At 65.6% G+C, this 14,241-nt stretch carries 12 protein-coding genes; all 12 read right to left on the bottom strand.

Annotated elements, in window-relative coordinates; all coding sequences use genetic code 11:
• Positions 1-18 precede the first annotated feature (18 nt).
• Positions 19-1,218, bottom strand: a complete 1,200-nt coding sequence (locus ACWUI7_RS12040; protein WP_496642465.1) for a [LysW]-lysine hydrolase — start codon at positions 1,216-1,218, stop codon at positions 19-21.
• A complete protein-coding gene (locus ACWUI7_RS12045; protein WP_496642466.1) occupies positions 1,215-2,342 on the bottom strand; it encodes an aspartate aminotransferase family protein in 1,128 nt (375 codons plus the stop codon). The genes ACWUI7_RS12040 and ACWUI7_RS12045 overlap by 4 nt, the downstream gene beginning before the upstream one ends.
• Positions 2,339-3,244: an acetylglutamate/acetylaminoadipate kinase gene (locus tag ACWUI7_RS12050; RefSeq protein WP_496642467.1), complete on the bottom strand. Its 906-nt coding sequence runs from the start codon at positions 3,242-3,244 to the stop codon at positions 2,339-2,341. Before ACWUI7_RS12050 ends, ACWUI7_RS12045 begins: the two co-directional genes overlap by 4 nt.
• A complete protein-coding gene (gene argC / locus ACWUI7_RS12055) occupies positions 3,241-4,338 on the bottom strand; it encodes an N-acetyl-gamma-glutamyl-phosphate reductase (RefSeq protein ID WP_496642468.1) in 1,098 nt (365 codons plus the stop codon). Before argC ends, ACWUI7_RS12050 begins: the two co-directional genes overlap by 4 nt.
• Positions 4,335-5,243: a lysine biosynthesis protein LysX gene (lysX, locus tag ACWUI7_RS12060; protein ID WP_496642469.1), complete on the bottom strand. Its 909-nt coding sequence runs from the start codon at positions 5,241-5,243 to the stop codon at positions 4,335-4,337. Before lysX ends, argC begins: the two co-directional genes overlap by 4 nt.
• A 26-nt stretch (positions 5,244-5,269) precedes the next feature.
• Positions 5,270-5,458: a lysine biosynthesis protein LysW gene (gene lysW / locus ACWUI7_RS12065; RefSeq protein WP_435161947.1), complete on the bottom strand. Its 189-nt coding sequence runs from the start codon at positions 5,456-5,458 to the stop codon at positions 5,270-5,272.
• Positions 5,459-5,760: 302 nt separating this feature from the next.
• Positions 5,761-7,296, bottom strand: a complete 1,536-nt coding sequence (argH, locus tag ACWUI7_RS12070) for an argininosuccinate lyase (RefSeq protein WP_496642470.1) — start codon at positions 7,294-7,296, stop codon at positions 5,761-5,763.
• Entirely contained in the window at positions 7,297-8,526 is a 1,230-nt protein-coding gene (locus ACWUI7_RS12075) for an argininosuccinate synthase (protein WP_496642471.1), read from the bottom strand.
• 329 nt (positions 8,527-8,855) lie between these two features.
• Positions 8,856-10,193: a glutamate-1-semialdehyde 2,1-aminomutase gene (hemL, locus tag ACWUI7_RS12080; RefSeq protein WP_496642472.1), complete on the bottom strand. Its 1,338-nt coding sequence runs from the start codon at positions 10,191-10,193 to the stop codon at positions 8,856-8,858.
• A gap of 152 nt (positions 10,194-10,345) precedes the next feature.
• Positions 10,346-11,995: an ammonium transporter gene (locus tag ACWUI7_RS12085; RefSeq protein ID WP_496642473.1), complete on the bottom strand. Its 1,650-nt coding sequence runs from the start codon at positions 11,993-11,995 to the stop codon at positions 10,346-10,348.
• Between the two features lie 462 nt (positions 11,996-12,457).
• A complete protein-coding gene (gene radA / locus ACWUI7_RS12090; protein ID WP_496642474.1) occupies positions 12,458-13,489 on the bottom strand; it encodes a DNA repair and recombination protein RadA in 1,032 nt (343 codons plus the stop codon).
• Between the two features lie 239 nt (positions 13,490-13,728).
• Positions 13,729-14,229, bottom strand: coding sequence for a TrpY family transcription regulator (gene trpY, locus ACWUI7_RS12095; RefSeq protein WP_496642475.1), 501 nt, complete (start codon positions 14,227-14,229; stop codon positions 13,729-13,731).
• Between the last annotated feature and the right edge of the window lie 12 nt (positions 14,230-14,241).

The following is a 14,241-nucleotide window of genomic DNA, read 5'->3' on the forward strand; positions in this document are numbered from 1 at the left end:
GTCGGAAAGGTGAGGGCGCTACAGCTGCTCGCGACAGACGTCGGTGAGGACGGTCACGGCGTGGTCGAGCGCCGACAACGGCAGTCGTTCGTCGGGAGCGTGGTCCAGTTCGGAGTTACCCGGGCCGTACGTCACCATCGGGCAGTCCCAGGCGGCCGCAAAGAGGTTCATGTCGCTCGTGCCGGTTTTGCGCAGCAGTCTGACGTCGCCACCGGCCGCACGGATCGCGACGCGGAACGCCCGAGCGATGTCGGTCCGGGGGCTCTCCATCACAGGCGGCATCGGCTCCCCCCAGTTGACCGTGCCGGTCGAGAGCTCACCCTCGGCGAGCTCGTGGATCTCGTCGACTGGCCGCGACGGCGGGATCCGCAGCTGGACGTCCATTGTCGTCTCCACGGCGAGACCGTCGTCGCTGAGTCCGCCGTCGAGAGAGATGGGTTTCGTCGTAACCTGCTCGAACACGGCGGTGTCGTCGTCTGCAGGCGTAAACGCCGCTTCGACGCCGTGCCACCAGTCGATCGCGTGCTGGATGGCGTTCGGCTCCGGCCGCGAAGAGTGGCCCGACTCGCTGGTGTTCACGTACGTTCCCTCGAGGAGGCCTCGGTATCCCAAGGTGATCCCGTCCCAGCCGGACGGCTCGCCGTTGATGACCGCCTCGGGGGCGTCGCGCTCGGCAACAAGGTGTCGAGCCCCGCCGGAGTCGACCTCCTCGCGTACGACACCCACGAAGGAGACGCCGGTTTTGACCGCCGCAACCGCCATTGCGACGAGCGGCCCGGTGGCGTCCACCGACCCACGGCCCCACAACACCGGTTCGCCCGGCTCGCCGATCGGAACCGTCGAGGACTCGGGCAGTTCGCCGGCGGGCGGTGCCGGGCGCACCTCGACCGGGATGTCACCCGGGACCGTATCGACGTGGGAGGTGAGCAACACCGCGTCATTCGCCGGGGCGCGCACGTTGCCCACCTCGTCGATCCACGCCTCCCGGTCGTTGGCCTTGAAGAAGTCGACGAGCCGCTCGGCGGCCGTCGCCTCCTCGCGCGAGGGCGAGGGGATAGAGACCATGTCGTACAGCAGCTTGCGCGCCGGGGTGTCACAGGCGCGCGGGTAGCCGCCGCCGGCGACGACGTCGGAGCCGGCCGCAGCGGCGTCGGCTGTCTGCTCGGCATCACGCTCGTCGGCATCGGCCGCCCGACGCTCCTCGGTCGTCCGGCTCACGACACCGCCTCCGAGACAGCATCGAGCAGCTCGTCGACATGGTCGCGGGTGACGGTGAGCGGCGGGAGCAGCCGCAGCACGGTTCTGCCCGCGGGAAGTGCGAGTATCTGGTGGTTCAACGCCAACTCACGGAGCAGCCGGTTCGAGCCACGTTTTACCTCGATACCGACCATGAGGCCATCACCGCGCACGTCACGGACGCCGTCACCGAGCCGGCGCTCGGCCTCAGAACGGAGGTACGCACCGACCTCGGCGGCGTGTTCGGCGAGCCCCTCCCGCTCGATAACGTCGATGGTCGCACCGGCCGCAGCAGAGACGACCGGCCCGCCAGAGAACGTCGAGCCGTGGTCGCCATGTGCCTCGGCAATCCAGTCGCGACAGAGCGCCGCCCCGATCGGGAGTCCGCTACCGAGCCCTTTCGCGGTCGTAAGCACGTCCGGCACCACGTCGTGGCGGTCGGCCGCCCACATCGACCCGGTGCGGCCGAGCCCCGTCTGCACCTCGTCTAAGATCATCGCGGCGCCGCTCGTGGCCGTAGCGACCCGGACCGCCTGGAGGTACTTGGTCGGGACTGGGTTGATCCCGCCTTCACCCTGGAGCGGCTCTAATATCACCGCGGCGGTTTCCTCATCGACCGCCTCCTGCATCGCCTCGGTATCGCCGTACGGCACGAACTCCACGCCGCCTGCGAGCGGCTCGTACGGCTTCTTGTACTTGTCTTTCCACGTGGTCGCGAGCGCCCCCATCGTCCGACCGTGGAAGCCCTGCGTGGTCGCGACGATCTTCTCACGGCCTGTTGCCGCGCGGGCAAACTTTAGTGCGGCCTCATTGGCCTCGGTACCGGAGTTACACAGCCAGACGTTGTTGACGTCGACCGGCCCGGTATCGGCGAGCCGCTCGTACAGCGCGGTCCGCGCCGCGTTCGGGTACGACGCCTGCACGTACATGAGTTCCTCAAGCTGTGTTGTCGCCGCGTCGACGACAGCCGGGTGACAGTGGCCAACCGGCACACACGCGTAGCTTGCGCCAAAGTCGAGGTACTCGGTGCCGTTCGCGTCGGTGACGTACACGTCGTCACCGCTCGTGATCTCGATCGGCTTCTCAGAGAAGACGAAGCCGCTCATGCGTCGTTCACCTCCGACTCCGTAGAGGTAGTCTCAGCCGGCTCGGCTGCCGCCACAAGCGCCGAGTCGGTGATGGTCGTGCCGGCGCCGTCGAGTGCCGACCGTATCGGATCGGTCGCGTTCGCGTCGGCGACGACGACGCGGTCGGCCCCGTCAGCGAGCGCTTCCGTCGCTGCCAACACTTTCTTGCCCATGAACCCCTCGGCAGCGGCTTCGACCGCCTCGAGTTCCGCCGGTGTCGTTGCCGACGCGATTAGGGTGTCTGGGTCGTCCGGGTCGGCATAGACGCCGGCGACGTCCGTCAACAGGACGAGCGTCGCGTCGAGACCGCCCGCGACAGCGGCGGCCGCGCGGTCTGCGTCCGTGTTTACCGGTGTCACGGTTCCGTCGGACTCGTGGCCGGCCATCGGCGGCGAGAGCACCGGTGTGTAGCCGTCGGCGAGCAGCCCGGCAAGCAGGTCGGCGTTGACCGACTCGATCCGCCCGGAGTGTTCGCCACGGCGGATCTTCCGTTTACCGTCCTCAACGACACGCACCGCAGACTTGCGGGGACCGGCGAGCAGCCCGCCGTCGACGCCAGAGAGGCCGACCGCGTCGATTCCGGCCGCACGACACTGCGCGGTCAGCTGCGTGTTGAGCCGACCGGCCATCGCCATCGTGAACGCCTCCATCGTCTCGGCATCGGTGAACCGACCGGTGACGCCGGAGGCAGACTCGACGTACTCGGGCTCCATGCCGAGTCGTTCGATCGTCTCGTCGACGACCGCCGAGCCGCCGTGAACGACCACGACGTCCCGCCCCGCCTCGATGAGGCTCGCGACGTCCGCAACCGCCCCTACCGGGTCGACCGCCTCTGCGCCGCCTACTTTGACGACGACGGGGGAAGTGGTCGGTCCGCTCATGGCGATCCCACCGGGTGTAACCCCGTGAACTCGAGTCCGGCAGTCTCTGGGAGCCCGAGCGCGATGTTTGCCGCGTGGACCGCCTGGCCGGCCGATCCTTTCATCATGTTGTCTATCGCAGAGAACACGACGATCCGCTCGTTCGAGGGGTCAAGCTCGAAGCCGACGTCGGCGTAGTTCGTGCCGGCGACCGCCTTCGGCTCGGGGTAGCGGTAGACGCCGCCCCCACCGGAGACGATGCGGACGAACGGCTCGTCGGCGTACGCCTCGCGGTAGGCGCGCCACAGGTCGCCCGTCGAGACGGGCGACTCGGGGAAGACGTGACACGTCGCCGAAGCGCCACGGACCATCTCGACCGCGTGAACGGTAAAGGAGACGTCGAGCCCGAGATACGCTTCGATCTCCGCCTCGTGGCGGTGCCCGGTCGGCGCGTAGGGACGAACCACGCCCGAGCGCTCGGGGTGTGAGGATGCCGGCCCACCGCCAGCACCTCCCTCGGAGGAGCCGACTTTCACGTCGACAACGACGTCGCCGTCCGGACCAAGCACGCCCGCGTCGACGAGCGGCTTCAGTCCGAGGATCGTCGCGGTGGCGTTACAGCCGCCGCTGGCGATCAACTCGGCGCCGGGAAGGTTCTCGCGGTTGAGTTCGGGAAGCGCGTAGGCCGCGCGTTCGAGATGTGCGGGCGCCTCGTGGCCGTCGTACCACTCGTCGTACGCCTCGGCCGTCGGCAGCCGGAAGTCGGCCGAGAGGTCGACGACGGTGTCGGCCGCCGAGTCGAACGCGTCTATCTGTCCCATCGAAACGCCGTGAGGCGTCGCCGCAAAGAGCACGTCGACCGACTCGAGCGTGTCGGGCGAAGAAAACCGGAGGTCGAGGTCGCGGAGGTTCGGGTGTGAGCGACCGACGGTCATGTTGTCGGCCGACCGCGAGGTCGCCTGGACGACCTCGAAGTTCGGGTGACCGGCGAGCAGCCGCAACAGCTCGCCGCCGGTGAACCCGGTGCCGCCGACGACACTCGCGGTGTACGGTTCGTCCGCGTCGACGTCAGCGTCGACGTCAGTGTCAGCCTCGGTCGGAGTGACGTCACTCATGCGGTGACCTCGTCGATGTCGATATCCGTCTGATCGGAATCGTCGAACGCTGCCACGGTGGCCTCAAGCCAGTCGACGATCCGCGCGGGGACGTCGACGTCGGTCGCCTGGGTGAGCGCTTTGAACTCGACGGTGTGGTTGACTTCGTGGACGGTGTACGCCCCGGAGTCGGTCCCGCCGACCTCCATCAGGTCAATCCCGAGGAGGCCGCCGCCGACCGCCTCAGAAGCGCGCTCGACGAGTGCAGTCGCGGTCTCATCGAGGTCGAACGCGGTCGTTTCACCGCCTTTCGCCGCGTTTGTGAGCCAGTGGTCCGCCGTGCGCGTCATCGCCGCGATCGGCTCGCCGTCAGCGGCGAGCACGCGAATGTCGCGGCCAGGCTTGTCGACGAACTCCTGGACGTAGAACACCTTGTGTTCGTAGTGACCGAGCGTGGCCTTGTGCTCGAGGATCGCCTCCGCGGCGCTTTTCGAGTCGATCTTCGCCATCAACCGCCCCCACGAGCCGACGACGGGCTTGAGCACGCACGGGTAGCCGAACGACTCGATTGCCTCCATCGCCGCATCGGTTGTAAACGCGACCTCCGTCTCCGGGGTCGGCACGTCCGCGGCCGCAAGCGCGAGCGAGTTCTTCGCTTTGTCGGCACAGATGTCCGCGGTTCCTGGAGCGTTCACGACCGGCACGCCGTACCTCTCGAGGAACCGCGTCGCGTACAGCGACCGGCTCGTCGAGAGACAGCGGTCGACAACGATGTCGAGTTCCTCGACAGGAGCGGTCGTCTCTGTCAGGTCGAACCGTTGGTCGCGAACGTCGATCTTCTCGACGTCGTGTCCGCGCTCGCGGAGCGCCTCGAGCAGGAGCTTCTCGTCCTGCCGAATCCGCGAGTAGAGCACGCCTACACGCATGTAGACCACGCTGTCGTCACCGTCATTTACTCGCCCCAGTCCTCCTCAAGCTCGGGCGCCTCCTCGAGCGTGACGGGGTCGAGCGAGATGACCTCAAGTTCGGTCCCTGTGACCGGACTGTCGATAATCTCGCCGACTTCGACGTCCGCGGGAAGTTCGATCTCCTCGCCCGTGATCGGGTCCTCTGCCAGCACCGGATCGGTTTCGCTCGTCATCGTACCACTCTCTCGCGTCGCTAAAAACATAAAGCCTTCGAACTTATAATTTGTCTTACAATACACAGAGAGGGTACTACTCGGACACGAGGGCGACAGAACGCCCGTGTGTGATTCAGTGTCAGTTTTCGATAATACGAATCCGTGCAGGGCACGGCGGCGCAGGCGGCCCCGGGTCGGGGGTGCTCGCCGGCGCCGACCGTCGGGGGGGTCGGCGTCGCTCGACCGGCGGGTCCGCGCCGGGTCGCGAGTCTACGGTCTTGATCCACTGGTGTTTCACTCCGAAGTTGACGGCCGTGTGGTCACACATACGACGCCACCTCGCGCTCGAGCGTCTCGGCCGAAGCCGCCAGTCGTTCGCGGCGAGTCTCGAGTGTGTCGCGGTCCGTCGTGAGCGCGTTGGTGACGATGTCGAGCCCCTCGGTGACCGCGTCGGGCGCAGGCCCGCCGGTCGAGTCACGACTCGCGACGCTCTCGACGGGGTCGAGTGCCGCTTCGACCGACGCGCGGCTCGCGTACGCCGTGAGCGGCTCGTCCGCCACTACGTCCGTCGCGGCCGCAATCACGTCGGCCGCAGCCGACGGTGACGTGTCGTCGTCGATCGTCTCGGCCGCGGTCGCGACGACCTCGTGGGCCGTCCGGAACGGCATTCCGCCGGCCGCGAGCAGGTCGGCGACACCTGTCGCTGTCGAGAATCCGGCCCCTGCGGCCGCCGCAAGCCGACCCGTCTGCCACTCAGCCGTTGCGACGGCCCCCGACGCGACGGCTGTCGCCTCGCGGACGTCGTCAACCGTCTCGAACACGCTCGCATGCGCGCGCTGGAGGTCACGGTTGTACGCGCGGGGAAGTCCCTTGAGTAACGAGAGCGTCCCCGTCGCCTCTCCGATCGCATCACCAGCGACCCCGCGCGTTAGCTCCAGCGTGTCGGGGTTCACCTTCTGTGGCATGATAGAGGAGGTCGACGAGTAGTCGTCGTCGAGTCGTACGAGCCCCGTATTCGAGAAAATGATCAGGTCTTCGGCGAGCCCCGATAGCGTTGTAGCAAGCGTCGCTGACGCGGTCGCTGCCTCCGCGAGGAAGTCCCGCGCCGATGCGGCATCCATCGCGTTGAACACGAGTCCATCGAAGCCGAGCAGCTCGGCGGTGCGCTCGCGGTCGATGTCAAACGGGGTACCGGCGAACGCCGCCCCGCCGAGCGGCGACCGATTCGTCCGGTCATACGCGTCGAACAGCCGTGTTGTATCGCGTGCGACCCCGCCCGCGTACGAGAGTACGTAGTGGGCGACCGTCGTCGGCTGTGCGGGCTGAAGGTGGGTGTACCCCGGCATTACCGTCTCCGTGTGGGCGCTTGCGACGTCGACGAGCGCCTCGCGGAGCGTCAGCGTCGCCGCCGCCACATCGAGGAGGTCCTCACGCAGGCGGTACCGGATGCACGTGGCCACCTCGTCGTTGCGTGAGCGGGCGGTATGCATCCGGCCACCGTCCGGGCCGACCCGGTCGATGACAGCCGTCTCGATCGCCTCGTGGACGTCCTCGCCGGCCGGGAGCGCCCCGTGGCCGGCGGCCTCCACGTCTGCGAGCGCCCGCAGGATGGATCCGGCAATCGCGTCCTCAAGAATCCCCTGCTCGGCGAGCCCAACGACGTGTGCCCGGTCGACCGCGAGGTCGGCCGCGAATATCGCCTCATCCGCAGCCAGACTCGAGAGGAACCCACGGGCAGGGCCGCCGCTGAACCGATCGCGACGGACGGCCGTGTCACGCTCGTCGTCTGCGGTCGCGTCAACAGAATCGACATCTGAGGCGGGCTGCCGGTCGGAATCGGGGTCGCCGTCGCGCATCTACTCGTCGCCCGAGATGTCACCGCGTCCGTCCGTTGCGAGCTCCGGTTTCGAGACCGACGCGGCCACGCCGTTTGCGAGCCGCTCTTGGAGCCCGTGGTACTTCGCGACGCCGGTGGCGTCCTCTTGGGCGATGCCGGCGACGTCTTCGGTGTTGAACGACGCCATTTCTTCTGAGTACACCGCGTACGCCGAGTCGCGGGCGACGACCCGACAGCTGCCACCGGACACCTTCACCGTCGCGGTGCCGGTCACCGTCTCCTGAGTCTCGTCGATAAACGCGTCGAGCGCGTCCACGAGCGGCGCGAAGACGAGCCCCTCATACGCCTTCTCGGCCCACTCGTGTTCGATGCCCGACTTGAACGAGCGCTCGTTTTTCGTGAGTACGAGATCTTCGAGCGCCTGGTGGGCGGTGAGCAACACCGTCGCGGCCGGGTGCTCGTAGTTCTCACGCACCTTGAGACCAAGCATGCGGTCTTCCATCACATCGGTGCGCCCGACGCCGTACGCGCCCGCGTGCTCGTTGAGGTACTGGATAAGGGCGACGGGGGCCATCTCCTCACCGTCGACAGCGACGGGGACGCCCGCCTCGAACGTCACCTCGATCGTGGTCTCGCCGTCGGGCTCTGCGGTCCACTCGTAGATGGCCTCCGGCGGCTCGTAGTCGGGGTTCTCGAGCTCCCCGCCTTCTACCGCACGCGACCAGATGTTCTCGTCGATGGACCAGACGCCGCCGTCGCCGGCCTCGACCGGAAGATCCTTCTCTGCTGCGTAGTCGATCTCCCACTCGCGAGTGAGCCCGAGCTCACGGACCGGCGCGATGACCTCGAGATCCGAGCCGCGCCAGACGGCCTCGAAACGGAGCTGGTCGTTCCCCTTCCCCGTACAGCCGTGTGCGACGGCGTCACACCCCTCCTCGATGGCGACCTCAAGAATCGACTCGGCGATGACGGGACGGGCGAGCGCGGTGCCGAGCGGGTAGCCTTGGTACGTCGCGTTCGCTTTCACCGCGTCGAAACAAAGGTCGGCAAACTCGGATTTTGCATCAACCACGTGGAGGTCGAGTCCAAGCGCGTCGGCCGTCTCTTCAGCCTCGTCGAACTCGTCGGTCGGCTGGCCGACGTCGACGTTGACGCCGATAACCTCGTCGTAGCCGTACTCTTCTTTCAAAAGCGGCACACAGACCGTGGTGTCGAGTCCGCCGCTGAACGCGAGTGCAACGCGTGTCATTACCGTATATGACCGGATGGCAGCTATTAAATTCACCGATAGTAGTTTTGGAATTTATTGAGAGCGCCGCCGCTCACACGAGAGAGCAACGGCTCTCTGGAGCGGATTGGCGCGAACGCGACGAGGGAGAGAAGTTATCGGCCACGGGGGGCCGGTCGTCGCGCCGCGCCGGAACCCGGTCGCGGCGGTCGGACGTCTCGTCGCGGTCGCAGCGCTCGTCGGCCTCGGCGAGGCGCGTCGGGACGAGCGGCTGCTAACATCGTACGTCTGTACGAACGGCCTCGTACAAGAGTATTCCGGGATCGGTGCGGGTCAGGCGGGCACAGCACTCACAAGGCGGCGCGGTACGCCTCAAGCGTTCGGTCGACGTCCTCGTCGGTGTGCGCATACGAGGCGAACTGACACTCGTACTGGTTAGCCGTGAGAAACACGCCTTCGTCTTTCATCCGCTGCCAAAACACTCGCTCCCAACGGTCGGTCGCCGCATCAGCGACGTCCGCACCGGTCTTCGGGCAGTGGTCGTACCGGGCGCAGGTGGCGTTCTGTTGACAGCCTCCCGCACAGCAGGCGTCGACGTCGGCGGGCGCCTCGCGGGTGAACACCGTCTTGAACATCGAATCGGTGCCGACAACGGTGTACTCCGGTGCGCGTTCCCGGCAGATCTCTGCGATACCATCCCGAAGCCGGCGACCGAGGCGATTCACGTGGTCGTAGACGTCGTGTTCGGCGGCGTATTCGAGACTCACCTTCCCCGCGGCCATCGTCACCGGGTGGCCCGAGAAGGTGCCAGACTGGAAGACGTCGCCCGCGGGCGTGAACCCCTCGATCACGTCCGCACGACCCCCGATTGCCCCGACCGGAAAGCCGCCGCCGATGATCTTCCCGAACGTAGTGAGGTCGGGCGTGACCCCGAATCGCGACTGTGCACAGCCGAGACCACCGACCCGAAAGCCCGTGATCACCTCATCGAAGATCAACAGCGCGCCGTGGTCTGTACACAGGTCACGGAGCGTCTCGTGGTAGCCGTCGATCGGCATCACGATGCCCATGTTGGCGAGAATCGGCTCCACGAGGACGGCCGCGATGTCGTCGCCGTGTTCGGCGAACACCTCGGCGGCCGCGTCCGGGTCGTTGAACGGGATCGGCAGAGTATGTTCGGCGAACGACTCGGGGATCCCAGCGGTCGACGGATGTGGGTTCTCCGGCCCACCCTCCACGAGCGTCGACTCTTGTGCGCCGTGGTACCCACCCTGCATCACGACGATCTTGTCCCGCCCGGTGTGGCCCCGCGCCAACCGGACCGCAGACACCGTCGCCTCCGTGCCGGAGTTGACGAAACGGATCGACTCGACGCTCGGGACGTGTCTGGCGACGAACTCGGCGTGTTCGACCTCGATCTCGGTCGGCGCCCCGTACATCGGTCCCGCGGCCGCGTGCGACTGGACGGCCGCAGACACCGGCTCCGGAAGGTCGTGGCCGTACAACAGCGGTCCGTACCCCATCACCCAATCGACGTACCGGTTGCCGTCGGCATCTATCACGTGGCCCCCGTCGCCGCGCTCTACGAAGAACGGATGCGGCATCGTCGCGCGGACCGACGAGTTGACCCCGCCCGGCATCACCGACAGCGCGCGGTCGTACAGGTCGCGAGATCGCTGGTGCTGCATAGATGGTCATACAACTGCCCGGGTCAAAGGCGTTGTCGACCGTCGCGTTGACACACGGCAGACGATGACGAAAAACAGACCGCAACAGCGAACAGACCGCACCGCAAGCGAGTGGATCCGAGTGACGACAGTGAGGTACCCGGGTCGAAGCCTCAGACCGCCCCAGGGCCGGTCGCGCCAGTACGAACCTGCACGGCGTCTTCGACCGGCAGGATGAACACCTTACCGTCGCCCGGTTCGCCGGTTGCCGCGGCCTCACAGATGGCCTCGGCGACTTCGTCTGCAGGGATATCTGCGACGACAACGTCGACTTTCACCTTCTGGTGGAGGTCGACGGTGAACTCCTCGCCGCGCCACTGACCCGTCTTTGCGGGCTGTGAGCCGCGACCAGAGACATTCGTCACGGTGAGCGAGGGCGCGTTGATCTCTGCGAGCGCCTGTTTGATGTCGCCAAGCTTGTCGGGGCGGACGACCGCGCTGACCATCTTGATCGGCGAGCCGGTCTCTACGCCACCGTCGGCGCGTGGACCGGACTCGGTGGTGTCAACGACGGTCGGCCCGCCGTCGGTCGCGACGCGCTCGCCACCGAACTCGGGGTAGGTCTCAACGCCGTGTTCGGCGATGTCAAGTCCGTCCTGCTCGTGGTCGGGTGTGACACGTGCCTGCCCGAGCGCCTTGAGGACGTACCAGATGACCGCGGTCGCGGTCAGCGTCCAGCCACCAATAATGACGACGCCGGTCAGCTGTGCAATGAACTGCGTGCCGACGCTGGCTTCGAACGCACCGGGAACTGCCACGAATGGCATCAAAAGCGTGCCGAGCACGCCGGCGCTGCCGTGAACGGGGAAGACAGCACAGACGTCGTCAATCTTGAGCCGCTCAGAGACGAAGTCGAAGACGATCGGGAGCTGGATGCCGGCGAGTCCGCCGACAACGAAAGCACCCCACCATGCGGTCGTGTTCGGGATCGCCGTGATACCAGCCAGACCGGCGAGCATGCCGTTGGCGGTGTACAGCGTGTCGACCTTTCCAGACTGCATCCAGGTGACGGCCGCCGCGCCGATGGCGCCGGCTGCCATCGCGATGGTCGTACCCATCGCGACCAAGCTGAGGGTGTTTGCGCCATCACCGAGGTCAAACGCGCCCGCGGTGCCGACGTTGAAGCCGTACCAGCCGAAACAAAGCATGAGCGTGCCGAGCACCGCAAACGTCATCGAGTGACCAGGAATGACGTTGACGCTGCCGTCGGTGTTGTAGCGATCCATCCGCGGGCCGAGCACTGCCGCGGCCGTGAGCCCGGCGATACCACCCATACCGTGAACGATCATCCCGCCGGCGAAGTCGGCGAACGGCGCACCGACGAGCTGCTCAACGAGGCCAGTCTCCGGTGCGGCCCACGTCATTGCGGTGACCATCGGGTAAATAACGGCCGCAAGCAGGAACGTGTACGTCATGTACGCGCGAAGTTTCGCGCGGCCGGCGACGGCCCCCGAGACGATCGTCGCGGCGGTCATCGCGAAGACAGCACCGTACAGCCAGCCGACGTAGCCGCCGGCGCCCGCTGCGGGCGCAAAGCCGGCACCAGTCATCAGGCTCTCGAAGCCGGTTCCAATGACGAAGAACACAGAGACGCCGACCGCCCACGTCAGCATGTTCTTCGTGAGCTGGTTGGCAACGTTCTTCGAGCGAACTTGGCCTGCCTCAAGCATGGCGAAGCCCGCGTGCATGAAGAAGATCAAGAACGAGACTGTGAGGATCCAGGTCTGGTTGACCGCGTCAATGACCGTGGCGATATCAGTCATCGGATACCTCCACCTCGGTCCGATCGATCGTCGTACGATCCGGTTCGAACGTGGCGTTTGACCACGCGTTTGTGCTTTGAATCACGTTAGATACTCCGCAAAGCCATACATATAAACACTAGAGTTAAAAAGCGGAAAAAAATGCTACCGTTTGAAGCGTGTGCGTCAAATATAAGCACGTGTCTAAGATGTATAAGGTCGTATTCTGGACAGGCCCCGAGCAATTCTTGCACAGAAGGTTGACGGTCGTAGTGACACATCCACAATATGATCGTCAAAAACGGCTATGATTGGCGCTTTCAGGCCGGTGCGCGTCGATCCCGCGCAAATATTGCTGTCCACGTCGCGCGTACAGTTCGGCGAGAACGCGTGTACGCCCCAATTTCGGGTCGTAGCGACGAATAGCCGGAGAAGTTGACGTTCGTACACCCCGATCCGGGGGTGTGAGCGGGTGAACCGCCGCTATTCTGGTTTGAGGCCCTCGCCTTGGACGCGCATCACGGCCTCGCCGTCGGCGAGGTTCGGGGCGTCTACGAGCCTGACGATTCGCTTGTTCCCCTTCGATTTGCGGAGGTACATCCGGAACGTCGAGGCGTGGCCGAGGATGTTCCCGCCGATCGCCTGAGTCGGGTCGCCAAAGTACGAGTCGGGATTCGACGCGACCTGATTGGTGACGAGGATCCCGGTGTTGTACAGGTCACCGATTCGCATGAGATCGTGGAGGTGTTTGTTGAGCTTTTGTTGGCGGTTAGCAAGCTCACCCCGGCCGACGTACTCGGCGCGGAAGTGGGCGGTGAGTGAGTCAACACAAACGATACGAATCGGCCACTCGCCCTCCTCGTGTTCGCCCGCGAGCTCTTTGGCCTTCTCGGCCAGGAGGATCTGGTGGTTAGAGTTGAACGCCTTCGCGACGTGGATCTGGTCGAGAAACGCAGCGACGAGCGCCTCCATCGCTTCCTCGCTGTCCGGCGTGCCCTCGATCTCTCGGCGCTCCATCTCGGCTGCGAGGATCTCGTCGTCAAGCCCGCGCACCATGTCGTCGATCCGCTCGGGCCGGAACGTGTCCTCGGAGTCAACGAAGATGCAGCCGCCGTCAAGGCCGCCGTGTTCCGGCGAGAGCTGGACATTGACCGCCATCTGGTGGGTAACCTGTGACTTCCCGGAGCCGAACTCGCCGTACACCTCGGTGATCGACTGCGTCTCAATGCCACCACCGAGGAGGTCGTCAACCTCCGTGATCTGCCAGGAAAGCTTGCCGATCTCCTGGCGACGCTCGAGGACGGTCGCGCCCGTCTCGAAGCCGCCGACGTCCGCCGCATCGCGTGCCGCATTGATGATGTCTGCAGCCGACGACTCACCGATGTCGGCCGTGTTCGACATCTCACCAGGGCTCGCCACGGCGATCGACTGATAGCTCTCGAATCCGTTGTCGACCAGCTTGTCTGCGGTCGCCGGGCCGACGCCAGGAAGGTCCTCGAGTTCGTCTTCAGGCATGTACTCCGGGATTGTGCGGCTTCGGTTATAAAGTCTGGTTTACAGCCAAGTGAAAGTAAAATCACTGCGAGAGACGATGGCGACTGCGTCGTCATGCATCATAAGTCGTCACCGAGGTCACGGGTTGCGTATCGGCTCGACAGCCGTGGTTGACAAGCGGCGTGCACACGCTGTGAGCGCGCATTTAACTGAGCAACGAGGACACGAAGATACCGTGAGTGAGGCGAGTGACGAGGCCGTCAGAAGCCGACACGGTGGACGTATGAGAGCGACCGGATCTCGACGAGCAGCTCGCCAGACAGCTCGGCGTCGGTGATGACGTACAACTTAGGATCGTCGGTGAACTCCGGGTCATCGCTCAACACCTGCCGGATCGGGACGTTGTGGTCAGCGAGGATCCCGGTGACCTCGGCGACGATCCCCGCCTCGTCGGCGGCGGCGACTTCGATGGTCATCACCGTGAGGTCAAGCACTGGCGCGAGATCCATCAGGCTCGGCACCGAGGAGATGTTCGTGAAGATGCGTTTGAGCTCCGGATCCGCGAGGATGGCGTCCGTCGTCGAGTCGACGACCCGCCGGTCGACATCAAGCTCGCGGGCGATCCCGGTGTACGGAATCTCAATCCCCCCGGAGACGACCCGACCAGCCTCGTTGACCGAGAAGCCGCGCTCTAAGAACAGGCGGATGACCGCCTGCTGGCTCGGGGATCCCTCGAACTTCTCGAGGATCTCATCGAACATTCGCTATTTGTT

It is taken from the genome of Halorubrum orientale, from assembly GCF_059623105.1.